22 protein-coding genes are annotated in these 21,661 nt (G+C 69.4%); 6 read left to right on the top strand and 16 right to left on the bottom strand.

Translation table 11 applies throughout. The features are described from left to right. Positions 1–48: 48 nt before the first annotated feature. The 8 genes from LHU95_RS04460 to LHU95_RS04425 form a co-directional block, all read right to left on the bottom strand. The gene (locus tag LHU95_RS04460) at positions 49–1,038 is read right to left on the bottom strand and encodes a tripartite tricarboxylate transporter substrate-binding protein (protein WP_248710179.1); all 990 of its coding nucleotides are present in this window, start codon (positions 1,036–1,038) and stop codon (positions 49–51) included. After that, positions 1,035–1,685: a polysaccharide deacetylase family protein gene (locus LHU95_RS04455; RefSeq protein ID WP_248710178.1), complete on the bottom strand. Its 651-nt coding sequence runs from the start codon at positions 1,683–1,685 to the stop codon at positions 1,035–1,037. The genes LHU95_RS04460 and LHU95_RS04455 overlap by 4 nt, the downstream gene beginning before the upstream one ends. A gap of 4 nt (positions 1,686–1,689) precedes the next feature. Beyond that, positions 1,690–3,453: a gamma-glutamyltransferase gene (locus LHU95_RS04450; RefSeq protein WP_248710177.1), complete on the bottom strand. Its 1,764-nt coding sequence runs from the start codon at positions 3,451–3,453 to the stop codon at positions 1,690–1,692. Between the two features lie 162 nt (positions 3,454–3,615). Continuing rightward, positions 3,616–4,581, bottom strand: a complete 966-nt coding sequence (locus LHU95_RS04445; RefSeq protein WP_248710176.1) for a tripartite tricarboxylate transporter substrate binding protein — start codon at positions 4,579–4,581, stop codon at positions 3,616–3,618. 78 nt (positions 4,582–4,659) lie between these two features. Then, positions 4,660–5,484, bottom strand: coding sequence for an SDR family NAD(P)-dependent oxidoreductase (locus tag LHU95_RS04440; protein ID WP_248710175.1), 825 nt, complete (start codon positions 5,482–5,484; stop codon positions 4,660–4,662). Continuing rightward, a complete protein-coding gene (locus LHU95_RS04435; protein ID WP_248710174.1) occupies positions 5,484–6,437 on the bottom strand; it encodes a tripartite tricarboxylate transporter substrate binding protein in 954 nt (317 codons plus the stop codon). The genes LHU95_RS04440 and LHU95_RS04435 overlap by 1 nt, the downstream gene beginning before the upstream one ends. 34 nt (positions 6,438–6,471) lie before the next feature. Beyond that, on the bottom strand, positions 6,472–7,479 hold the full coding sequence (locus tag LHU95_RS04430; protein ID WP_248710173.1) for an NAD-dependent epimerase/dehydratase family protein: 1,008 nt from the start codon (positions 7,477–7,479) through the stop codon (positions 6,472–6,474). 62 nt (positions 7,480–7,541) lie between these two features. After that, a complete protein-coding gene (locus tag LHU95_RS04425; RefSeq protein ID WP_248710172.1) occupies positions 7,542–8,477 on the bottom strand; it encodes a DUF2125 domain-containing protein in 936 nt (311 codons plus the stop codon). A gap of 192 nt (positions 8,478–8,669) precedes the next feature. On the opposite strand from LHU95_RS04425, the gene LHU95_RS04420 reads away from it, so the two are divergent. The 3 genes from LHU95_RS04420 (at position 8,670) to LHU95_RS04410 (ending at position 11,901) form a co-directional block, all read left to right on the top strand. Continuing rightward, complete coding sequence (locus tag LHU95_RS04420; protein WP_248710171.1) at positions 8,670–9,215, top strand: gamma-glutamylcyclotransferase; 546 nt, start codon at positions 8,670–8,672, stop codon at positions 9,213–9,215. 100 nt (positions 9,216–9,315) lie between these two features. Next, on the top strand, positions 9,316–10,935 hold the full coding sequence (gene mdlC, locus LHU95_RS04415; RefSeq protein ID WP_248710170.1) for a benzoylformate decarboxylase: 1,620 nt from the start codon (positions 9,316–9,318) through the stop codon (positions 10,933–10,935). Then, positions 10,936–11,901 carry a tripartite tricarboxylate transporter substrate binding protein gene (locus LHU95_RS04410; RefSeq protein ID WP_248710169.1) on the top strand — a complete coding sequence of 322 codons (966 nt, stop codon included), beginning with the start codon at positions 10,936–10,938 and terminating at the stop codon, positions 11,899–11,901. A gap of 34 nt (positions 11,902–11,935) precedes the next feature. Here LHU95_RS04410 and LHU95_RS04405 read toward each other — a convergent pair whose 3' ends face one another. Continuing rightward, positions 11,936–12,985 carry an NAD(P)-dependent oxidoreductase gene (locus LHU95_RS04405; RefSeq protein WP_248710168.1) on the bottom strand — a complete coding sequence of 350 codons (1,050 nt, stop codon included), beginning with the start codon at positions 12,983–12,985 and terminating at the stop codon, positions 11,936–11,938. 155 nt (positions 12,986–13,140) lie between these two features. On the opposite strand from LHU95_RS04405, the gene LHU95_RS04400 reads away from it, so the two are divergent. Continuing rightward, positions 13,141–14,346, top strand: coding sequence for a CoA transferase (locus tag LHU95_RS04400; RefSeq protein ID WP_248710167.1), 1,206 nt, complete (start codon positions 13,141–13,143; stop codon positions 14,344–14,346). A 2-nt stretch (positions 14,347–14,348) separates the two neighbouring features. Here the strand turns inward: LHU95_RS04400 and LHU95_RS04395 are convergent, their stop codons facing one another. Together LHU95_RS04395 and LHU95_RS04390 are read right to left on the bottom strand one after the other, a co-directional pair. Then, the gene (locus tag LHU95_RS04395; protein ID WP_248710166.1) at positions 14,349–14,996 is read right to left on the bottom strand and encodes a hypothetical protein; all 648 of its coding nucleotides are present in this window, start codon (positions 14,994–14,996) and stop codon (positions 14,349–14,351) included. A 65-nt stretch (positions 14,997–15,061) separates the two neighbouring features. After that, entirely contained in the window at positions 15,062–15,499 is a 438-nt protein-coding gene (locus tag LHU95_RS04390; RefSeq protein WP_248710165.1) for a hypothetical protein, read from the bottom strand. 161 nt (positions 15,500–15,660) lie between these two features. Between LHU95_RS04390 and LHU95_RS04385 the strand changes: the two genes are divergently transcribed. Then, positions 15,661–17,241 carry an ABC transporter substrate-binding protein gene (locus tag LHU95_RS04385; RefSeq protein ID WP_248710164.1) on the top strand — a complete coding sequence of 527 codons (1,581 nt, stop codon included), beginning with the start codon at positions 15,661–15,663 and terminating at the stop codon, positions 17,239–17,241. A gap of 94 nt (positions 17,242–17,335) precedes the next feature. On the opposite strand, the gene LHU95_RS04380 is transcribed toward LHU95_RS04385, so the two are convergent. From LHU95_RS04380 to LHU95_RS04360, 5 genes are all read right to left on the bottom strand, one after another. Then, positions 17,336–18,283: a beta-ketoacyl-ACP synthase 3 gene (locus LHU95_RS04380; RefSeq protein ID WP_248710163.1), complete on the bottom strand. Its 948-nt coding sequence runs from the start codon at positions 18,281–18,283 to the stop codon at positions 17,336–17,338. A gap of 6 nt (positions 18,284–18,289) precedes the next feature. Next, a complete protein-coding gene (gene plsX / locus LHU95_RS04375) occupies positions 18,290–19,387 on the bottom strand; it encodes a phosphate acyltransferase PlsX (RefSeq protein ID WP_248711499.1) in 1,098 nt (365 codons plus the stop codon). A 33-nt stretch (positions 19,388–19,420) separates the two neighbouring features. After that, positions 19,421–19,621 (bottom strand): 50S ribosomal protein L32, encoded by a 201-nt coding sequence (gene rpmF / locus LHU95_RS04370; RefSeq protein ID WP_248710162.1) that lies wholly within the window; start codon positions 19,619–19,621, stop codon positions 19,421–19,423. A gap of 156 nt (positions 19,622–19,777) precedes the next feature. Continuing rightward, positions 19,778–20,272: a DUF177 domain-containing protein gene (locus tag LHU95_RS04365; protein WP_248710161.1), complete on the bottom strand. Its 495-nt coding sequence runs from the start codon at positions 20,270–20,272 to the stop codon at positions 19,778–19,780. Continuing rightward, positions 20,269–20,799, bottom strand: coding sequence for a ubiquinol-cytochrome C chaperone family protein (locus tag LHU95_RS04360; RefSeq protein ID WP_248710160.1), 531 nt, complete (start codon positions 20,797–20,799; stop codon positions 20,269–20,271). The genes LHU95_RS04365 and LHU95_RS04360 overlap by 4 nt, the downstream gene beginning before the upstream one ends. 98 nt (positions 20,800–20,897) lie before the next feature. On the opposite strand from LHU95_RS04360, the gene bamE reads away from it, so the two are divergent. Beyond that, positions 20,898–21,440: an outer membrane protein assembly factor BamE gene (bamE, locus tag LHU95_RS04355; RefSeq protein ID WP_248710159.1), complete on the top strand. Its 543-nt coding sequence runs from the start codon at positions 20,898–20,900 to the stop codon at positions 21,438–21,440. Positions 21,441–21,661 lie beyond the last annotated feature (221 nt).

The raw sequence follows: 21,661 nt of genomic DNA, 5'->3' as shown, positions 1-21,661 counted from the left end.
CACAGATTTTCCAAACCGCCGCGCGAAGCCGCACGGCTTGGACATGCATCAGGAATCCGCGGTGATATTCGCCCGCCGCACCACCTCGCGCCAGCGGTCCAGTTCGGCGCGCTGGAAGCTGGCCAGCTCCTCGGCGCTGCCGCCCATGCCTTCCACGCCGTTGCGGGCGAAGGCGGCGCGCGTCTCCGCTTCCAGCAACGCCGCGTTGAAGATGCCGTTGAGGCGCAGCGTCAGGGGCGCGGGCAGCCGGGCCGGCGCGTAGATCGCCCACCAGGCCTCCACATTGATCGCGGGCAGGCCGCCTTCGCCGAAGGTGGGCACGCCGGGCAGCACATCGCTGCGCGTGGCCCCGGTGATGCCGAGGCCCAGCATGGTGCCAGCCTCGATATGCGCGCGGACGAACTGCGTGTGGTAGAACATCGCGTCAATCTGGCCGCTGAGCAGATCGGTCACGGCGCGGCCACCATCACGATAGGGCACATGGGTGGTGGCGATGCCGGTTGCTTCGCCCAGCAGGGCCTGGGCCAGATGCCCCGTGGTGCCCGTGCCGGAGGAGGCGACGGAAAGCGGCCGCGTGCGCGCGAGCGTGATGAATTCCGCCATGCTCCGCACGCCCAGCTGCGGCCGCACCACCAGCAGGATCTTGGTCTTGGAATGCGCGATGATGGGGGTGAAATCCCGCATCGGGTCATAGGGCAGGCCTGGCATCAGATGCGGGTTCACCGTGTGGGTGCCGATGGTGCCCAGCAGCAGCGTCAGCCCATCGGGTGCCGCCTGCGCCACGTATTGCGAGCCGATGGTGCCCCCGGCACCGGCGCGGTTATCCACCACCACGGTCGCGCCATTCAGCCCACGCGAAAGCTGCTGCGCCGCGATACGGCCGAGGATGTCGGTGCTTGATCCACCGGGAAAGGGCACCACCAGCCGGATCGGCCGGTCGGGCCAGGCCGGCGCCTGGGCCGAGTTCTGGGCCTGGGACACACCCGTGGAAATGGCGGGGGCAAAGAGCCCCATGGCAAGCAATGGCCGGCGCTTCATGGCGCGATATCCTCCCCGGAAAGCGTGGCAAGGTCGCACAGCGGCAGGCCATGCCGCAACGGGATGCAGGCGGCAGGGAATTCCTGGGTGAAGCAGGCGCCCTCCGCCGCGAGGCGATCGAGGAAGGCGTCCAGATGCCGCATCGCGCCATTGGGCAGGTCATGCAGCACCAGCAGCACCGGGCCCTGGACCGCCCGGCACTGGGCCAGCGCCACCTCCGGCCAGCCATCCGGGTCGCGGAAATCGCCCGGCACGGCGTTCCACAGCACGATGGTGTAGGCGTTCTCCCGCAGGTGGCGCAGCGCACTCGCGTTGAGCAGATGCGGGCCCATCGCGCCGCCGCCGCCATTCGGGCGGAACAGGCGCTGCGCGTTCAATGGCCCGAGCAGCGCCTCCGCCTCCGTGATTTCCGCGACGGCTTCGGCACCGCCGCGCCGGCCCAGCGGCACGCCATGGGTCAGCGTGTGGTTGCCGATGCGGTGGCCCTCGGCCAGGGCGCGCTCGGCGAGCGCACGCCGCGCGGGGTCGCGCAGTTTCTGCGCGATGGGGAAGAAGCTTGCGCGCAGGCCCCGCCGCGCCAGTGCCGCCAGCACCAGCGGCGTCACCTCGGGCTCGGGGCCATTGTCGAAGCTGAGGCAGATCTCCATGGGCTTACCACCCCACCGCATAGCTGGCGCGGCGGGGATCGGCGCCGGCGGTCAGGATGCCGCTGTTGAGGTCCGCCTGGATCGCGCAGATGGCCCCCGCGCGCCAGATGCGGTCGGGCCACCAAGCCACGCCGTGGCCGCGCGCGGCCAGCGCATCGCCTGTCGCGCGGTCAATCCGGCCTTCGAGGCACAGCCGGCCGGGGTAATAGGCATGCGGCTCGAAACTGTCGGGGAAGCTGTAGGTGGCGACGCGCGGATGCTCCACCGCATCCTGGGGGTCCATGCCAAAGAGCAGGATGTTCATCAGCACCTGCAGCATCGCCTGGGATTGCACATCGCCGCCGGGCGTGCCGAGGGGCAGCACGAATTGCCCCGGCATCACCACCATGATCGGGTTGGGCGTCAGCCGCGGCCGCTTGCCCGGCGCGGCCCGGCTCGGGTGGCCCGGCGCCGTGAAGGATTGCGACCCGCGCGAGGAGGGGCAAAGCCCGGTGCCCGGGATCACCGGCGTATCGCTCGACACATCGCTCGGTGTGGCGGACACGCTGTTGCCCCAGCGATCCACGACCGAGATGTAGGACGTATCGCGCGGCGGGCCCGAGGGCATGCCATCCAGATGCAGCGCCGCCCCGGCCCCCAGGCCCCGCGCAGCACCGCCCTTCGGCTGGCCGGCCGGCGGCATTTCGGGCCAGGCGCGCAGCGGGTCGATCAGCAGCGCGCGCTCGGCGCCGTAGGTCGGATCGAGCAGGCCAGCGAGCGGCACATCCACGTGATCGGGGTCTCCATAGAAGGCCTCGCGATCGGCGAAGGCGAGCTTGATGGCCTCGATGATGGTGTGGATGTAGTCCGTGCTGTTGTGGCCGGCCGCGTGCAGCGCCGCCGGGTCCAGCATGTTCAGGGCCTGGCCCAGCACCGGCCCCTGGCACCAGGCGCCGCAGGTATAAACATCGGCGCCGGCGAAGCGGACGGAGACGGCGCGCTCCACCGGGGAGCGGTATTCCGAGAGATCCTCCGCCGAAAGCCAGCCGCCTTCCTCGCGGTGGTAGCGCAGGATGGCTTGGGCGATATCGCCGCGGTAGAACGCGGCCCGCGCCGCTTCCAGCCCGGCCAGCCGATCCCCGCCACGGGCCAGGGCGGCACTTTCCTCATCGGCCATGTAGCGCAGGCTTTTCGCGAGATCCGCCTGCACGAAGATGTCACCCACCCGGGGCGGCCGCCCGCCGGGCAGGTAGATGGCGGCGTTGGACGGCCAGCGCGCGTATTTCTCCGCATAGCCCGCGATGGTGTTCGCCATGAAGGGATGCACGGGAAAGCCCTCGGCGAAGCGGATCGCCGCCTGCACCACCTCGCCGAAGCGCATCGTGCCAAAGCGGGCCAGCGCCGTGATCCAGGCATCGGGTGCTGCGGGCACCACGGTGCGCAGCAGCCCCTCGGGAATGCTGCCATGGCAGCTGCGGGTGAAGTATTCGGGGTCCATGGCGCGCGGCCAGGCGCCCAGCCCCGCGATGGTCCACACCTCGCCATCGGCCATGCGGATCACGATGGGAGCGACGCCGGCGACATTCACGATATCGGGTTGCAGCACGCCCAGGGCGATGCCACCCGCCACCGCCGCATCCACGGCATTGCCGCCCGCTTCCAGCACGGCGAAGGCGGCATGCGCCGCGCCATAATGCCCGGCCGAAGCCATGTGGCGCGTGCCGCGCAGGGCGGGGCGCTGGGCGTAGGGTTCGGCGAGTTCGGCCATCGGGTTCGGACTTTCGCGCAAGAGGGGCGGCTCTCCCCTCCCCCTTGCCACGCCCCGGCCTCCCGCATCAATCCAACGTGATGCGTGCGCCCCGCATGAACACAACGTGACGCGCGCGTCCCGCATCAATCCAAAGTGATGCGCGCCTCCCGCATCAATCCAAAGTGATGCGCGCCTCCCGCATCAATCCAAAGTGATGCGCGCCTCCCGCACGACCGGCCCCCAGACGCGCGCGAAATCCGCATGCACCTGCTGGTAATCGGCCGAGGAATAGGGCCGCGTCAGCGGATAGAGTCCCGCCGCCACCAGGCGCCGCCCGGTATCGGCATCCGCCAGCACGCGCTGCATCGCCGCATGCATCTCGGCGACGATGGCGGGCGGCATGCCCTTCGGCCCGGAAATCCCGGTCCAGGAGGAGACGGTCAGCTGCGGCAGGCCGAGCTGCACATAGGTCGGCACGCCGGGCAGCGGCGCGAAGGGCTCGGCCGTGGAAACCGCGATGGGCTTCACCTGGCGCGCCTCGATGGCGCCCGTCGTGCCGGCCATGGGCGTGAGGAAACAATCCACCTCACCCGCGATGGTCGCCTGCAAACCCGGGCCGGTCCCGCGATAGGGCACATGGATGAAGCGCAGCCCGGAGAGCTTGGCCATCATCTCCCCCTGGAGGTGCTGCATGCCGGCCACGCCCGAGCTGCCATAGGTCACGCCATTGGGGCGGGTGCGCGCGGCCTCCATCAATTCCTGGAAGCTGTTGAAGGGCGAATTGCCGGGCAGCAGCATCACGGTGGGCGTATCCGCCACCATCGCGATATGGGTGAAGTCGCGGTCGCCATCATAGGGCGCCGGGTTGCTGGCCAGCGGCACGATGCCATGCGGCGAGGTGTTGGAAATGCCGATGACGCTGCCATCCGGCGTGGCGCGCACCACCTGCAGCGTGCCGATGGACCCACTGGCCCCGGCGCGATTTTCGATCACCACGGTGCGCCCCATCGCGGCCGCGAAACCGGGCTGGATCACCCGCGCCGTGGTGTCGGAAGCCCCACCCGGCGCGAAGGGAACGATGAGGCGGATGGTGCCTGCCTGTGCGCGCGCGACATGCGGCGCGGCAAGGCAGGCAGTGCCGAGAATCAGGGCAGAACGACGGCGCATGGGCGGCTCCAGCGAAGGTTTCCGCCTGTGCCTGCAAATCGCGCGCCAGCGCGGGCAAGCCGCGCCACGCCCGGCGCGCTACGGCGTGCGCAGCGTCAGCCCGCCATCCACCACGATCTCGGCACCCGTCACGTATTTCGCCTCGTCCGAGGCGAGGTAGAGCGCCGCATAGGCCACGTCCCAGGCATCGCCCATCCGGCCCATCGGCGGCTGCGCGTTGCGCCGCGCGACAATCGCCGCCACATCGCCCCCGCTGCGCTGCCCAGCGAGCCGCGCCTCCACCAGCGGCGTGTGCATGAGGCCCGGCACCACCACATTGCAGCGGATCCCCTGCGGCGCGTAGCGCACCGCGATCATCTTGGAGAGCGCCACCACCCCCGACTTGGACGCCGCATAGGCCATCAGGTCCGAGCCGATATGCCGCATCGCCGCCACCGAGGAGAGGTTGACGATCGCCCCGGCCCCCTGCCGCACCATGATGGGCAGCACGGCGCGCGTGCTCAGATGCACATAATGCAGGTTGTGATGGAATTGCCGGTGCCAGACCTCGGGCGACATCTCCTCCGGCCCGCCCGGCACGCTGCCGCCGACATTGTTCACCAGGATATCAACCCGCCCGAAGGCCGCCATGGTGGCGGCCACGATGCGCGCGATCTCGCTCTCCTGCGTCACATCCGCGGCCAGGGCGAAGGCCTGGCCGCCCTCGGCCGCGATCAGCGCCGTCGTCTCCTCGGCGGCGGCGAGGTTGAGGTCTACACAAGCGACCTGCGCCCCCTCCCGCGCAAACAGCACCGCCATGGCGCGGCCATTGCCGATGCCCTCACCCACCGAGCCCGCGCCCAGCAGAAGCACGCGCTTGCCGGCAAGGCGGCCGGCGCGCGGTGGGATCTCGGGCGCGGCCATCAGCGCTGCGCCCAGGGCGTGGTCTGCCAGAGTGCCCGATAGCGTTGTTCATCCGCGCGCAACCGCGTGAACCAGGCCTCGCCCGATTCATGGCGCACCAGCAGGGAGCGCGCCTCGATCGCGCGGATGAATTCGGGGTCCTTCGCGATATCATCCGTCGCTTCCCGGAAGCGCGAGACGATATGCGCGGGTGTTGCCACCGGCATGACCAGGCCGCGCTCGGAGGCCATGGTCACGTCAATGCCCTTTTCCTTCAGCGTCGGCAGATCGGGCGCGAAGCGGCTGCGCTCATTCGCCGCCAGGGCCAGCAGCCGCATGCCGTCCATATTGGTCAGCACATAGCCGAGGTTCAGCCCGCTCGCGATCAATTGCCGGCCCAGGATGGCGGTGCGGATCGGCGGGTCGCCCTGGAAGGCCACATGGTTGAAGCGCAGCCCCGTCGCCTGCTGCAGCAGCACGACCAGCAGATGATCATCCGTGCCGATGCCGGGCGAGCCGAAGGAGATGCCCTCCGGCTCTCGCCGCGCCGCCTCGAACAACTGCTCGATGGTCTGATAGGGGCTGTCGGCCCGGACCGAGATCGCCGAGGGATCGCCCACGATATTGCCGATGGGCGTGAAGTCATCGAGCTTGAATTGCGCTGGCCGTTCGATCGGGATGGTCAGCAGCCCCGGCATGTTGGTCGTGCCGATCAGGGTGCCATCGGCGCGCCCGCGCGCGATGGCGGCCAGCGCCACCTCGCCCCCGGCACCCGGGCGGTTCACGACGACGCAGGTGCCACCGATCCGCGGCTCCAGGAAGCGCACGAAAAGCCGCGCATCCACATCCGTGGCGCCCCCCGGCGTGAAGCCGACGACGATCTCGATGGGCCGGTCCGGCCGCCAGGATTGCGCGAGTGCCGGTGCGGCCAGCGTGGCCGCCGAAGCCACCAGAAGCGTGCGACGATGCATCATGGACATTCCTCCCTGCGTGGTTGACATGGCCGCCTTACGCCGCCGGCGGCTGGGTGCGCAGCCAGGTGATCAGGCGCGAAAGCCCCTCGCGCATCTCCACCTGCGGCTTCCAGCCGATGGTGGAGAAGGCCTTCTCATGCGCGATGCGGAACGCGCCGCCGGAGGTGAGGCGAACCTTGCCTGCCGTCTCCCCCACGAAGCGCGGTGCCGGCCCACCGCCGGCCAGCTCCGTCACCAGCGTGACCAGTTCGAGCGTCGTCATCGGTGCAGGGCCCGAGCAATTCACCGCGACATTGCTGGCCGCACTCTCGAAGGCCATGCGGTTGGCGCGCGCCAGGTCACCCACATAGACGAAGTGCTTCGTCTCGCTGCCGTCGCCGAAGATTTCCGGCGGCTCGCCACGCGCCAGCTTGTCCAGCGTCTCGATGATGTAGAGCGCATTGGCGGCGCGATGGTGCTGCCGCTCGCCATAGACGGTGGAATAGCGCAGCACGACATGCGGCAGGCCACGCTTGGTGGTGTAGGTGCGGCATAATTGCTCGCCGATGATCTTCGTCGCGCCGTAGATGATGGCGGCGGGCGGCGCGCCTTCGCTGTGGAAGGGCGTGCCCTCGACCAGCTCGCCCTTGATGCCGGGACCATAGCCATAGACCGCGTTGGAGGAGGCGAAGACCACCTTCTTCACGCCGCGCGCCACGCTGGCTTCCAGCGCGTTCTGCACGCCGCGGATATTCACATCGAGGCCCCCCCAGGGGTCCCGATCCATGTTCAGCGTCATGTAGGCGGCCAGCAGCAGGGCGCCGTCCATGCCCTCCAGCGCGGCGAGGAGATCGCCCATGCGCATCACATCGCCACGGATGATGGTGAGGCGCGGATGGTCCTTCAGATGCGCGACCGCACTCTCCGCCCCCATCGAGAAATTATCGAAGAGACGGACCTCGGCCGCACCTGCCTCCAGCAGCTCGGCCGCGGTGGCGGAGCCCACCAGGCTGCCGCCGCCGATGATGACAAAACGCGCGCCGGCGATGGGAACGGACGCCATGCTTTTCCTCCAACATATTTGTTGGGGTCAGCATGCGGCGGCCCGGCGCCCAGGGCAATGCGCTACCGCCAGTCGAGCGGCGGGAAGATGCCGAGCGGGATGCGCGCCAGCGTCACGCGCCGGTTGCGCAGCTCCAGCGGCAACTCCACCCGCGCCGGCCCGCCTTCGGCCGGCACGCGGGCCGCGAGGCTCAGCACGGTGCGCAAGCCGCCCGCCATGTTGGGGGCAAGGAGCCCGGCCGCGACCAGCGCATTCACCCCCTCCTGCACCCCGATGATGGTCAGGTTGCCGCGCCCCTCGGGCTGCAACTGCGCATCCAGCGTGATGGTGGCGCGCAGCTGGGCCGCGACGTCGCCCATGCGCAATTCGCCATGGCCGATATTCAGCGTGCCGCCCGCCGCCCGCCACGCGGCGGCGCTGCTGCCCGGCGGATGGGTCAGCCGGCCACTGAGCTGCAGGCTGTCCACGCGCGACAAGCCGGGCGAGACCCCGGAAGCGACGATGCCCTCGCCGCGGAGGTCGAAATCCGTGCCGAAGATGTTCACCGCCAGGCGCCGCAGCTCCAGCCCCTCGCCCAGGCGCAGCCCCTCGCCCTCCAGCGTGCCGCCCTGGCCATCCAGCCGCAGCCGCACGGTGAGGAAGCGGCTTTGCACGGGCATCGCGCCGCGCGGATGGATCAGTTGCTGTGCGCCGGTCAGTTCCAGCCGCAATTGCCGGTGATCCTGCGCGAAAAGCCCGAGGGTCGCGCGCTCCGACTGCCAGCCCACCCCATTGGGTGCGCGCAGGGCGAGGCCATCGAGCTTCAGCGCCGCCCCCAGCGGGAAGCCCGTGCGTTCGGGGCGCGCATGGGCCACCTGCCAGCCTTCGGCGCGGCGCGCCTCGCTCCAGCGGGCAAGCTCCGCCTCCAGGCGGAGGGTTGCCTCATGCCAGGTCCAGTACAGGCCGCCAGCGGCCAGGATCAGGGCGAGAAGAAACAGCGCCCACCATTTTCTTGCCATGCTGGGAGGCTTAAACGTCCGTGTTGGTTTCGCAAAGGTTGCCGCGTGGTGCAGGATTTGCCGCCCGAGGCCGTCAGGCCTCCATTATTCCCCGAGGCCGTCAGGCCTCCATTATTCCCCGAGGCCGTCAGGCCTCCATTATTCCCCGAGGCCGTCAGGCCTCCATTAGCGTCCGAGGCCGCAAGGCCTCCATTGCCGCTCGATGCCGATGGGCATCTCTATGTCTTCGCCTATGGTTCGCTGATCTGGCGGCCGGGCTTCGCGCATCTGGGGCATGAGCCGGCGCTGCTGCGTGGCTATCACCGCCGCTTCTGCCTCTGGTCCCGGCATTACCGCGGCACGCCGGAGGCGCCGGGCCTGGTGCTCGGCCTGGATCGCGGCGGCACCTGCCGCGGGGTCGCGTTCCGCGTGGCGCGCGCTGCGGCGCATGAAGTGCTGGACTATCTGGAATCGCGCGAGAACCCGAATGGCGAGAATGTCTATCACCGCCGGTTGCTGAAGCTGCGCCTCGCCTCCGGGCGTGACGTACGCGGCATCACCTATGTGGCGGACCGCGCGCACCCCGCCTATTGCCGCCCCTGCGAGCAGAGCACGGCGGCCACCATCGCGCGCGGCGCGGGCAAGACCGGCACCAACCGCGAATATCTGGAAAACACCGCGCGGCAGCTCGCCGCGATGGGCCTGGCCGATCCCCGGCTGGAGCGGCTGATGCGCCTGGTCATGGCCAGCCCGGGCTGAGCTTCGGCAAGGCGGGCCTTGCGGCGCGTCAGCACAGCGGGCCTTGCGGCCCGGGGCATGGACGCGGCACCCTGCGGCCAAAGCCCAGGGGGAAACCAGCATGCCACATGGTCCGATAGAGACGGGTCTCGTCACCGTGCGCGAGGCGACCTTCGCGCTGATGCGTGACCTCGGCATGACCACGGTCTTCGGCAATCCGGGCTCGACCGAATTGCCCTTCCTCGACCGCTGGCCGGCGGATTTCACCTATGTGCTGGGGTTGCAGGAATCCGTCGTGGTGGGGATGGCGGATGGCCATGCCCGGGCCACCGGCCGCGCCGCCTTCTGCAACCTGCATTCGGCCGTGGGGGTCGGGCATGCGGCGGGCAATATCTTCACGGCCTTCCGCAACCAGGCGCCCCTGGTCATCACCGTGGGGCAACAGGCGCGCTCGCTGCTGCCCGGCAACCCCTTCCTCGGCGCCACCGAGGCCGCGAATTTCCCGCGCCCCTATGTGAAATGGAGCATCGAGCCGGCGCGCGCCGAGGATGTGCCCGCCGCCATCGCCCATGCTCACCGCATCGCCATGCAGCGCCCCTGGGGGCCGACGCTGGTGAGCATCCCGATGGATGACTGGGGCGTACTGACGCGCCCGGTGCCACGGCGCGTGGTGAGCATGGATGTCGCACCCGATCCGGCCCTGCTGGCCACGCTGGCCGAGGCGCTGGCGCAGGCTGGCAAGCCGGTCTTCGTCGTGGGGCCGGAGGTGGACCAGGAAGGTGCCGGGCCGGCCCTGGTGGCGCTGGCAGAACATGCGCGGGCACCCATCATGGCCAGCCCCTTCGCCAGCCGCATGGCCTGCCTGGAGGATCACCCGCTTTTCGCGGGCTTCCTCGCCGCCGCCCCCGGTGCCGTGGCGGCGGGACTGGCCGGGTTTGACCTGGTGGTGGTGATCGGGGCACCCGCCTTCACCTTCCATGTGGCGGGCGAATGCGCGGTGTTCCACGACGGCACGCCCATCTTCCAGCTGACCGCGGATGGCGAGGCGGCTGCGGCCGCCACATCGGGCACGGCCATCATCGGCAGCATGCGCCTCGCCTTGCCCGCCCTGCTGGCCCGGCTGCCGGCCACACGGCGCGGCGCACCCGCCGCGCGGCCGCGCCCGCCGGCACCCCAGGCCGCCATCCCGCTGCCGGCCGAATATCTGTTTGCCGCGCTGCGCGACGCCATGCCGGCGGATGCCATCCTGGTGGAGGAAGCGCCATCGCACCGGCCAGCACTGCAACAGCATCTGCCCATCACGCGCTGGGGCGGCTTCTACACCATGGCCAGCGGGGGCCTGGGCTATTCCCTGCCGGCCGCCGTGGGCGTGGCGCTGGCCAAGCCGGGCACACGCGTTGTCGCCGTGATCGGCGATGGTTCGATGATGTATTCCATCCAGGCGATCTGGAGTGCCGTGCAGGCGCGGCTGCCGCTGACCATCATCGTCGTGAACAATGCGGGCTATGGCGCGATGCGCAGCTTCAGCCGCGTGCTGGGCGTGGAGAACGCGCCGGGCATCGAATTGCCCGGGCTGGATTTCGTGAGCCTGGCGGCGGGCCAGGGCTGCCCGGGGGTTCGCGTGGAAACGGCCGAGGCGCTGCATGCGGGCCTCACCCAGGCCTTCGCGCAGGACGGCCCGATGCTGCTCGACGTGGTCGTGGATCACGCCATCCCCCACCTCTATCACAAGGCCAAGTAGATGATGGATCGCCGTTCGCTTCTGGCCCTGCCCGCGCTGCTGCCGGGCGCGGCGCTTGCGCAGACGCCCTGGCCGGGCAGGCCCTTGCGCATCATCGTGCCCTTCGCGCCGGGGGGGCTGGCTGACCTGCTGGCACGCCCGCTCGCCGCCCGGCTGCAGGCCATGCTGGGCCAGCCGGTGCTGGTGGAGAACCGGATGGGTGCGGGCGGCAATATCGCGGCGGATTTCGTCGCGAAGTCGGCACCCGATGGATACACATGGCTGCTCGGCTCCATCGGCCCGCTGGCCGCCAACCAGTTCCTGTTCGCCGCGATGCCCTATGACACGCGCACGGCCTTCGCGCCCACCTCGCTTCTGGTGAACACGCCAAAGGTGATCGTCGTGGCGCGCGCGCGGCCCTGGCAAACCCTGGCCGAGATGCTGGCGGCGGCGCGGGCGCAGCCGGATGCGGTGCGCGCGGGTTCAGCCGGCAATGGCTCCTCGCTGCATCTGGCGCTGGAATTGCTCAAGCAGCAGAGCGGGGCGCAGATCCTGCACGTGCCCTATCGCGGCGCCGCACCGGCGGTGACGGACCTCGTCTCCGGCCAGATTGACCTGATGGTGGACAATCTGCCGAACATCCTGCCGCAAATCCGCGAGGGCACGGTGCGCGCGCTGGCCGTCGCCACACCCGTGCGCCTGCCGCAATTGCCCGATGTGCCGACCACGGCCGAGGCCGGCTTGCCCGGCTTCCTCTTTGGCACCTGGTTCGGCCTGGTCGCGCCCGCGCGCACGCCGGCCGAGATCGTGGCGCGCATGTCCGCCGCCGTGGATGCCGCCCTGCGCGAGCCCGAGATCGGCGGCCGTCTTGTCGAGCAGGGCGCGGTGCTGGGCGGCGGCACGCCGGAAGCCTTCGCGAGCTTCATCGCGGCCCAGATCACGGCGCTTGAGGCTGTGATCCGCGCCGCGAACATCCGCGCCGAATAAGGGCGCAGCGAGAGGCTGGGAGGGCAGCGCCCTCTCAAGCCTCCAGCGGCGGCCGGCCGAACGCCGCCGTATAGCGCTCCACGAAGCGCGCCTTCACCTCCGGATTGACGATGCGCGGCGGCATCCGCCCCGCCGCCAGTTCGGAAAAGGCGAGGGCCGCGATCTTCGTGATATTGGCCCGGCTTTCCTGCGTGACACCCGCCGTGTGCTGGCTCGCGATCACGGCGCGGTGATGCAGCAGCGGATGATCCGTGGGCGGCGGCTCCACCTCCCAGACATCCAGCCCGGCGCTGGCCACATGCCCGGAGTTGAGGGCTGCCAGCAGCGCATCCTCGTCATGGATGGAGCCGCGCGCGGTGGTGACGAAGACCACACCCTTCTTCATCGCGGCGAAGGCTTCGGCATTGATCATGCCGCGCGTGGCGGGCGTCAGCGGGCAATGCAGGCTGACCACATCGGCCTCGGCCAGGAGGGTCGCGAAATCCACCTTCTCAGCGCCGCGCGCCGCGATGGTGGCGGCATCCAGGAAGGGGTCGCAGACGATGACGCGGCAGCCAAAGGCGGCCTTCACGATTTCGGTCACGCGGGCACCGACATTGCCGCAGCCCACCAGGCCCACGACGCGCCCGCGCAATTCACGCCCCAGCAGCGTGGCGCGGTTGCGCGCGGTGCCGGCGATCATCGAAGCCTGGGCCTCCGGCATGCGCTTGAGGCAGGCGAGCATCATGCCGACGGCGTGTTCGGCGACACCTTCCGCATTGCCGCCGGCCTGGTTCACCAGCAGCACGCCGGCCGCGGTGCAATCCTCAGGGTTGCAGGGGTCGTAGCCGGCGCCGTAGCTCGCGGCCATCAGCAGGTTGGGCAGCTTGCCCAGGAGCTCGGCATGGACATGCAGCGGCACGGGCAATTCATCGCGCGCGGCCATGACGTAGTAGCCATGGCAGGAGGAGAGCGCCTGCACCGCCTCGCCCGTGCTGGCTTCCAGCGGGATGTGCACGATTTCCAGTGCCGGGTCCTTCGCCGCGGTCTCCAGGAAATTGGGGTGCGGCACGAAGCCGACATAGCCGATGCGGAACTTGCTCATGCGTGAAGCGTCTCTCCCTTTGGGCGGAGGCTGGCGCGAAGTGGGGCACTTGCAAAGGGGGGGCGCCCGGCGCCGTGCAAGCCGCTTGATCGCGGCGCATGATTCCGTTTCAGCGGATGATGCTCTAGCCTCGGCCGCCGACAGGGGAGATGGATATGGGCGCCGGACCACTCGCGGGCATTCGCGTGCTCGACATGACGACGGTGCTGTTCGGCCCCTATGCCACGCAATTGATGGCCGAGATGGGCGCCGAGGTCATCAAGCTGGAAGCGCCCGAGGGCGATGTGACGCGCCACACGGAGCCCGCGCGCAATCCCGGCATGGGGGCGATCTTCCTGACACTCAATCGCGGCAAGCGCGGTTTGTGCCTCGACCTGAAGCAGCCCGCCGCGCGCGACGCCGCCCTGGCCGTGGCCCGCACCTGCGATGTGGTGATCACCAATGTGCGGCCACGCGCGCTGACGCGGCTGGGGCTGGATTCCGCGACGCTGCGCGCGGCCGATCCGCGCCTGGTGTTCTGCGCGCTGGTCGGTTTCGGCCAGGACGGGCCCTATGCCGACAAGCCCGCCTATGACGATCTGATCCAGGGCATTGGCGGGCTGGCGCATCTCGCCTTGGCGCAGGGGGGTGCGGCGCCGCGCTACGCGCCCATCGCGCTGGCGGACCGGGTGGGGGGCATGCACGCGCTCTCGGCCATCCTGGCAGCGCTGCTGGAACGCGGGCGCACGGGCCTGGGGCAGGAGGTGGAGGTGCCGATGTTCGAGGTGATGGCGAGCATGGTGCTGGGCGATCATCTGGGCGGCCTGGGCTTCGAGCCCGCCACGGACCAGGGCGGCTATGCCCGCCTCATCAGCCCCGACCGCAAGCCCTATGCGACGCTGGACGGCTATATCGGCGTGATGATCTACAACCAGGCGCAATGGGAGCGCTTCTTCGCCGCCATCGGCACGCCGGAGCGGATGACGGAGGACCCGCGCCTCAAGAACCACACGACGCGGCTGCGGCATATTGATGAACTCTATGCGGAACTGGCCAGCATCTTCGCCACGCGCGGCACGGCGGAATGGCTGGCCCTGCTCGAAGCGGCCGATCTGCCCTGCGCGCCGGTGCATGATCTGCCGACGCTGCGCGCGGACCCGCATCTGAACGCGCGCGGCTTTTTCCAGCCGGAGGATCACCCGAGCGAGGGCGCGCTGACGCGGATGGCGGCACCCGTGCGGTTCTCGGCGCATGGCGAAATCCCGCGCGGGCCGACGCCGCGCCTGGGCGAGCATGGGCGGGAAGTGCTGCGGGAGGCGGGGCTCGGTGAGGCGGCCATCGCGGCGCTGGTGGCAGCGCGGGCGCTGATTCTGCCCGGGTGAGATCAGCGCGCGGGGGCGGCGCGGGAATAGCCCTGAACGGGATGGCCATCCCGGCTGTGCGGCCGGACCTGAACGGGGCCACCGCCCATCGCGCCCGCGCGGCGGTGGATGGATGGGATGGCGTGCCCGGGATAGGCTCGCACATCTGGTGCGGCCTCGATTTCCGGCCAGCTTCGCGGTGGCCAGTTGCTGTCTGGACGGATGGACTCCACCCAGCTTCGTGTCGGGAGCCACGTCGCGGCGCCTCCAACACCGGGGCCGCGCTCATAGGCACGCTCAATCTCGAAACGAGCAGCGTTGAGCACTTCCGTCGGATTGCTGGCCCGGAGGCCGATGCGGATGCCGATGGCGTTGTTGATACGGTCCATCGCACGGTCTTCTTCGTTGCGCCCTGGGCCCGGCTCACGTTGGAGAAAGGCATTGTAGCGTTCCATGAACCAACTGATCGTCTCATTGCCCTCAACGGCCGCGTAGGCCGGCAGCGCGCCGATACGACGCGCCAGTTCGGCGGCACCCACCATGTGCCGAAATGCGTCAGCAAGTCCGGAATCGCGACCCGGCAGGCCCGATGCCGCCGTTGCGGCACGGGCGAAATCATAGACCTCACGAATCAACCGCTCAGCACTCGCTGGTCCTGCCGTAGATGACATGACGGTGTTCTCCTTGTCTGGTATTGGCGTGTGATTGGAAACGGGGAGGAGGAGTTGCCTGATCCTCAATCCCATTCAGAATCGCTGGCAAGTCGGCAAGCGGAGAGGGTCAGAACGCGGCCATCAAGCCGGACGTCCAGATCGCAGACATTGTCCAGGAATGGCATGATCATCCGCTCTGCCTCGAAGGTATCGCCAGCCTCAAAACGAAGCCGAAGCGTCATGAGCATGACGGGCTGACCGCGGTAGCTGAAGCGCAACGTCTTGTTCCGCCCGAGCTTGGCCTTCAGTGCTTCCGGCGAGAACTCCTCGCCGTTGAGTGTGATTGCGACAACCCGAGCGCCTTGCGATTCTGCGACATCAAGTCGGAGCCGAAATTCTGCGTCTTGCCCGCTCCATCGTGTTGGCGGGCGGAGCGCTTCGCGAAGGCCGAGGAGCCCCGCACAGAGCACACAAGCAGCGAGGATCAGAGGAGAGGCCCGACGCGGGATCAAACGAGGCATGTCTCCCTGTATATTTAGAACATAAAGGGAACAATAGGCCGCGTCAAGGAAATTCCTCTCTCGCGCAGAAGCCTGCCGCGCGCGCGATGATCCACCCAAGGATGTCTTGCGCTCGCCACGCCGCTTACCCAGGATGCGGGTGTCCCTACCGGAGCCCTTGCATGACCACACTCCCCCGCCGTACCCTGCTTGCCGCCCCCCTCGCCCTAGCCGCGCCCTCCATGGTCGCCGCCCAGGGCGCGCGCTCGCTGCGCTTCGTACCGCAAGCCGATGTGACCGTGCTGGACCCGCTCTGGTCCACCGCCTTCGTCAGCCGCAACCACGCTTATCTGGTCTATGACACGCTCTATGGCACCGATGCCAACTTCAACCCGCAGCCGCAGATGGCCGAGGGCCATGTGGTCGAGGATGGCGGCCTCACCTGGATCATCACGCTGCGCCCCAATCTGCGCTTCCATGATGGCGAACCCGTGCGCGCCGCCGATGCGGTGGCCAGCCTGCGCCGCTGGGGCTCGCGCGATGCCTTCGGCCAGGCCTTGTTTGCCGCCACGGATGAACTGACCGCCCTGGATGACCGCCGCCTGCGCTTCCGCCTGAAGAAGCCCTTTCCCCTGCTGCCCGCGGCACTCGGCAAGACCACCGTCACCGTCCCCTTCATCATGCCCGAGCGCCTGGCCCGCACCGATGCGGCGACGCAGGTCAGCGAGATCATCGGCTCCGGCCCCTATCGCTTCGTGCCCGGTGAGCGCGTGGCCGGCGCCCGCACCGTCTATTCCCGCTTCGACGGCTATGTCCCGCGCGAGGGTGCGCCGAGCTTCACGGCCGGCGGCAAGGTCGCCAATCTGGACCGCGTCGAATGGATCGTGATGCCGGATGCGGCGACGGCCTCGGCAGCCCTCCAGGCGGGCGAGGTGGATTGGTGGGAACAGGCCGTGACGGACCTGCTGCCCACACTGCGCCGCAACCGCAACATCGAGATTTCCACGCTGGAAACCTCGGGCTGGGTGGGCTTCCTGCGCTTCAACCACACGCAGCAGCCCTTCAACAATCCGGCGATTCGGCGTGCCATATTGGGCGCCATCAACCAGCCGGATTTCATGCAGGCCATCGTCGGCAACAACCCGGATTTGTGGCGCGACAAGGTGGGCGTCTTCACCCCCGGCACGCCGCTCGCCAATGATGAGGCCATGGGTGCGCTCACCTCGCCGCGTGATCTCGATCGCGTGCGGCGCGAATTGGCGGCCGCCGGCTATGCCGGGCAGCGGATGGTGCTGATCGTCCCGTCCGACCTGCCCTTCCTGCGCGCCATGTCCGAGGTGGGGGCGGATATCTTCCGCCGCATCGGCATCAACCTCGATTACCAGGCGCTGGATTGGGGCACCGTGCTCTCCCGCCGCACCTCGCGCGAGCCGGTGGAGCGGGGCGGCTGGTCGGCCTTCTTCACCTTTGGCGGCGGGCAGGATTTCGCCTCGCCTGCCGGGCATCTGGGGCTGCGCGGCAATGGCACGAATGGCTGGATCGGCTGGCCCGACAGCCCGGAGCTGGAGAACCTGCGCAACGCCTGGTTCGACGCGCCGGATCTTGCGGCGCAGCAGGCCATCGCGCGGCGCATCCAGGCGCAGGCGATGCAGGATGTGCCGATGATCCCGCTCGGCCAGTATTTCCTGGCGACGGCGCATCGGCGGAATGTGTCCGGCATCGTCCAGGGCGCGCCGCTGTTCTGGAACGTCCGCAAGAGCTGAGGGCAGATGCGGGGGCGGGGCTGATCCGGCGCATGTGCCTGGTCAGCCCATGGGCGGAAGGAATTTGCGCCCCGCCTGCCGCGAGCCACTCGGCTCAGAAGCGGATGAGCGCGCCGCCCCAGGTCAGGCCACCGCCAATGGCTTCCAGCAGCACCAGGTCGCCGCGCTGAATCCGGCCATCATGCACCGCCTCCGACAAGGCCAGCGGCACCGAGGCGGCCGAGGTATTGGCGTGCCGGTCCACCGTCACCACCACGCGCTCCCGTGGCAGGCCGAGCTTCTTGCCCATGGCCTCGATGATGCGGATATTGGCCTGGTGCGGCACCAGCCACTGCACATCCTCGCGCGCGATGCCATTGGCCTCCAAGGCCTCATCCACCACGGCGGAGAGCTTGTTCACCGCATGCTTGAAGACCTCGCGCCCGGCCATGCGCAGCGGGCCCGTGGTGCCTTCGACCAGCAGGATATCGCCATGCCGGCCATCAGCATGCAGATGGGTGGAGAGCACGCCGCGCTCCCCCTCCTGGGCGCGCAGCAGCACGGCACCGGCGCCATCGCCAAACAGCACGCAGGTCCCGCGGTCGGTCCAGTCGAGGATGCGTGAATAGATCTCGCAGCCGATGACGAGGATGGTCTTCGCCTGGCCGCCACGGATCATCGCATCCGCGACCGAGAGCGCATAGACGAAGCCCGTGCAGGCGGCGGAGATATCGAAGCCGAAGCCGCGCTCCATGCCCAGCAGCGCCTGGATGCGCACGGCCGTGGCAGGAAAGGCGTGGTCCGGGGTGGCGGTGGCGACGATGATCGCATCCACCTCCGCCACCAGGGCGCCGGCATGGGCCAGGGCGCGGCGGGCGGCCTCGGCGCCGAGCGAGGCGCAGGTGTCACCCGGGCCGGCCAGATGGCGCTGCGTGATCCCGCTGCGCTCGCGGATCCAGGCATCGCTGGTATCCAGCCCGTAGCGCGCGGCCAGCGCCTCATTGCTCACGATATCGGGGGGAAGATAGCCGCCGCAGCCGGCGATCACGGAGCGAAGCGTCAAGGCAGTTCAGTCCTGCTGAGCGATGACCGCCGGCGGGGCGACCACGGGGGAAGCCAAGGGGGCAGCATGCGTGGCGAGGCGGGACAGCCCCTCGCGGATATTCTGCGTGAAGCCATGCGTCACCATGTCCATCGCCACATCCATGGCATGGGCGAAGCCCGTCGCATCCGTGCCGCCATGGGATTTCACCACGACGCCGTTCAGCCCGAGCAGGATCGCGCCATTGTAGCGGCGCGGATCCATCCATTCGCGCAGCCGCTCCAGTGCCGGGCGGGCCAGCAGATAGCCGGCGCGGGCGGGGATGGAGGAGGTGAAGACCTGGCGCAGCAGATCGCGCATCAGCTTCAGCGCGCCCTCGCCGGTCTTGAGCGCGACATTGCCGGTGAAGCCGTCGGTCACCACCACATCCACCGTGCCGGCCGCGATGTCATGGCCTTCGATGAAGCCGTGGAAATTGATGCCGGCATGCCCCTCGCGCAGCACTTCGGCCGCCTGGCGCACGCGGTCATCGCCCTTGAGTTCCTCGGAGCCGACATTGAGCAGGCCGATGGTGGGGCTGGGCAGGCCCAGCACGGCGCGCGCGAAGGCATCGCCCATGATGGCGAATTCGATCAGGTTGCGGGCATCGCACTGAATATTGGCGCCGAGATCGAGCATGACCACGTCGCCGCGCGCCGAGGGCGTGATGGCGGCCAGCGCGGGGCGGCCAATCTCCGGCATGGTCTTGATGACGATCTTGGCGAGCGCCATCAGCGCCCCCGTATTGCCGGCGGACACCACGCCTGCGGCCTCACCCTTGGCGACGGCGTCAATGGCCAGCCGCATGGAAGAGTTGCGCCCCTGGCGCAGCGCCGCGGTCGGCTTCATGTCCCCCGGGATGGCATCCGGCGCGTGGCGGATGACGCAAAGCTTTTCGGCGCGCGGACGGGATTTCAGCCCCTCGCGCAGCCGTGCCTCATCACCCACCAGCAGGAATTGCGCCTTGGGATGCCGCTCGGCCGCCAGTTCCAGGCCATCGAGCACGATATCCGGCGCGTGGTCGCCCCCCATGGCGTCAATGGCCAGGGAAAAGCGCCGCAGGCCCCCTTCGGCGGGTGCCGCCATATTCACGTGCGGATCCCCCCGATCTGCACCGGCTCAGCCGCGAACCACGCCCTTCAGCGCATCGGCGGCGGCGACCTCACGGCCGTCATAATGACCGCAGGAGGGGCAGATGTGATGCGGGCGCTTCAGCTCACCGCAATTGGAGCACTCGACATGCACCTCCTTGGGGAGGGCCATGTGGCTGCGGCGCATGCCACGGCGCGAGGGGGAAACTTTCTTCTTCGGGACGGCCATGGAGCCAGCCTTTCAACGGGTAGAGGACCACCGGAACAAGCGCCGTGTGGCCCAGGCAAAGAGGGGGGCGGGGTGCGCCCAAGCGAAAACGGCCGCAGCGGGCATGCGACGGCAGGGAGGGAGCGCGATTAGCACCCATCCTTCCTTCCGCGCAACCTACTCCGTCGGCTTGAGCCGTAACAGCTTTGCAAAGGGGCCATGCGCGCCACCATCGGAGAGGTCCGCCGGCATCTCGGCGCCAGGTGCCCGCGGATAGGGGTCAATGGCGAGGGAGAGCTGCTGTGCCAGCGCCTCGCCCAGATCGGCCGTGCCCTGCTCGGTCTCGATATCATCGGGGTCGTCCTCGCCATCCGTGGGCTCCATCCCCTCGGGCAGCAGGCGCCAGGCGACGGCCTCCCGCACGGATTGCCGGACGGGGGCGAGGGTGATGCCGCAGGCCTGCTCCAGCTCCGCTGTCAATTCGCCCGTCACATGGATCACGCCTTCCGGGCCCGGCGCCAGGCGCAGCTCCGCGGCGAGGGCATGCAGGGCGAAGAGGTCGAAGCGGCGGGCCAGGGCGTCACGCTCGGCGGGCGTGGCCAGGAGGCGTAGGGCCTGGCCGGCGGCCGGCACATGGGCCAGCGGCAGGCGATGGCTGAATTCGGCGCTCACGCGAAGCTCACTTCGCCCCGGAGCATCGCCGCGACCTCCTGCCCGGCGAGGCGCGTGGCCATTGCCCGGGCATATTCGGCGAGGCTGGCGCCGGAGCCGGGGGGCTCTGGCTCCTTCACCCAGATGTTGCGTTCCAGCGCGGTGGCGAGGGCAGCGGCATCCCCCGCATCCAGGGCCGCGGCATAGGATTGCACGCGGCCGTGAAACCCCTCCCACAGCATCTTCACGCGCTTGCCGACGCTGAGATCGCCAATGCCCATTTCGCGCAGGTTCACATCCATGTCGCCAAACATGGCGTCAAAGACGGCCTGGCCCAGCGCATCGGCCGTGGCGTCGCCTTCGCTGCGCAGGCGGCGAATCAGAAGGCCCACATGCAGCGACACCAGCTCGAACCGCCCGGCGGCGGTGTCGGGCACGCCGAGCTCGGCATAGAAGTGCGGCGCGCGCGCGGCGGCGACGGCGGCGCCGTAGAGGGCAAAGCCGGTCCGCTCGTGGGGGCGGCGGCGAAACAGGCCGAGAAGGCCCATGATCTGGAACATCCTGAATGGAGCCCGCGCGGCGCAGGCCCCCCGCGCGAGGAGGGGGACGCATTGACCGCGAGGGCTGGGTGACGTTAATCCGGCACATGGCCCGACACCCCGCCTTGGTCAACATCCGTCTTCTCCTCGCGCTGGCCCTTCCGGCGCTGGCGGGCTGTTCCTATCTGCCGCCGCTGCCCGAGCGCCCGCGCGAAGTCTTCACCACGCCGATCGTCAATCGCGGCCACGCCGTCTCGGACGAGCAGATCGCGCAGCTGACGCCGGGCGTTACCTCCCGCGCGGATGTGCAGGCGCTGCTGGGCAGCCCGAGCCATGCCGGCACCTTCTCGGACGAGAACTGGTACTACATCAGCGGCGTCACGCAGCAGCGCCCCGCCCGCACCATGGCGCTGCGCTCGCAGCGCGTGGTGGTCGTGGCCTTCAACCCGGCCGGGACCGTGGCCGAGGTGCGGCAGCTCAACCAGGACGACATGCCGCGGGTGAATTTCGTGAGCCGCGAGACGCCGAGCCCGGGCACCGAGCGCAGCCTGCTGCAGGCGCTGTTCGGCAATGTGGGCCGCGTCGGGCCTGCGCCGGGTGGCAGCACCCTGCCGAGTGGCGGGCCGGCCGCTGGAGCCAGTGGCCGCTGACAAAGGGCAGATTTTGCGCCCCCCGGTTCCCTGGATCTTCGATCGTCTCATCTTCGGATGAAGGTGCAGGAAACAAGTTTCCTGCCGGGGAGCCCGAGGGGCTGGCCCATCGGTTCCGCCAGGGGGGGGCCGTCCGCAGCCTGCCAAAGCGGACAATGGCGCCCTGATCCGTCCCACGGAAGCGCCCCCTGCGGCCGCCCGGTGACGATGCGGGAGCGCAG

The organism is Sediminicoccus sp. KRV36, assembly GCF_023243115.1.
In the GTDB taxonomy this organism is placed as follows: Bacteria; Pseudomonadota; Alphaproteobacteria; order Acetobacterales; family Acetobacteraceae; genus Roseococcus.
Note: the sequence above shows the minus strand (reverse complement) of the source record. Positions and strands in the feature narration are given on the sequence as shown.

Excerpts from the sequence above, each read along its gene's own strand:
- LHU95_RS04460 (WP_248710179.1), bottom strand. The coding sequence starts at position 1,038 with ATGAAGCGCCGGCCATTGCTTGCCATGGGGCTCTTTGCCCCCGCCATT.
- LHU95_RS04455 (WP_248710178.1), bottom strand. The coding sequence starts at position 1,685 with ATGGAGATCTGCCTCAGCTTCGACAATGGCCCCGAGCCCGAGGTGACG.
- LHU95_RS04445 (WP_248710176.1), bottom strand. The coding sequence starts at position 4,581 with ATGCGCCGTCGTTCTGCCCTGATTCTCGGCACTGCCTGCCTTGCCGCG.
- LHU95_RS04440 (WP_248710175.1), bottom strand. The coding sequence starts at position 5,484 with ATGGCCGCGCCCGAGATCCCACCGCGCGCCGGCCGCCTTGCCGGCAAG.
- LHU95_RS04435 (WP_248710174.1), bottom strand. The coding sequence starts at position 6,437 with ATGATGCATCGTCGCACGCTTCTGGTGGCTTCGGCGGCCACGCTGGCC.
- LHU95_RS04430 (WP_248710173.1), bottom strand. The coding sequence starts at position 7,479 with ATGGCGTCCGTTCCCATCGCCGGCGCGCGTTTTGTCATCATCGGCGGC.
- LHU95_RS04425 (WP_248710172.1), bottom strand. The coding sequence starts at position 8,477 with ATGGCAAGAAAATGGTGGGCGCTGTTTCTTCTCGCCCTGATCCTGGCC.
- mdlC (WP_248710170.1), top strand. The coding sequence starts at position 9,316 with ATGCCACATGGTCCGATAGAGACGGGTCTCGTCACCGTGCGCGAGGCG.
- LHU95_RS04410 (WP_248710169.1), top strand. The coding sequence starts at position 10,936 with ATGATGGATCGCCGTTCGCTTCTGGCCCTGCCCGCGCTGCTGCCGGGC.
- LHU95_RS04405 (WP_248710168.1), bottom strand. The coding sequence starts at position 12,985 with ATGAGCAAGTTCCGCATCGGCTATGTCGGCTTCGTGCCGCACCCCAAT.
- LHU95_RS04400 (WP_248710167.1), top strand. The coding sequence starts at position 13,141 with ATGGGCGCCGGACCACTCGCGGGCATTCGCGTGCTCGACATGACGACG.
- LHU95_RS04395 (WP_248710166.1), bottom strand. The coding sequence starts at position 14,996 with ATGTCATCTACGGCAGGACCAGCGAGTGCTGAGCGGTTGATTCGTGAG.
- LHU95_RS04390 (WP_248710165.1), bottom strand. The coding sequence starts at position 15,499 with ATGCCTCGTTTGATCCCGCGTCGGGCCTCTCCTCTGATCCTCGCTGCT.
- LHU95_RS04385 (WP_248710164.1), top strand. The coding sequence starts at position 15,661 with ATGACCACACTCCCCCGCCGTACCCTGCTTGCCGCCCCCCTCGCCCTA.
- plsX (WP_248711499.1), bottom strand. The coding sequence starts at position 19,387 with ATGGCGGCACCCGCCGAAGGGGGCCTGCGGCGCTTTTCCCTGGCCATT.
- rpmF (WP_248710162.1), bottom strand. The coding sequence starts at position 19,621 with ATGGCCGTCCCGAAGAAGAAAGTTTCCCCCTCGCGCCGTGGCATGCGC.
- LHU95_RS04360 (WP_248710160.1), bottom strand. The coding sequence starts at position 20,799 with ATGGGCCTTCTCGGCCTGTTTCGCCGCCGCCCCCACGAGCGGACCGGC.
- bamE (WP_248710159.1), top strand. The coding sequence starts at position 20,898 with ATGGCCCGACACCCCGCCTTGGTCAACATCCGTCTTCTCCTCGCGCTG.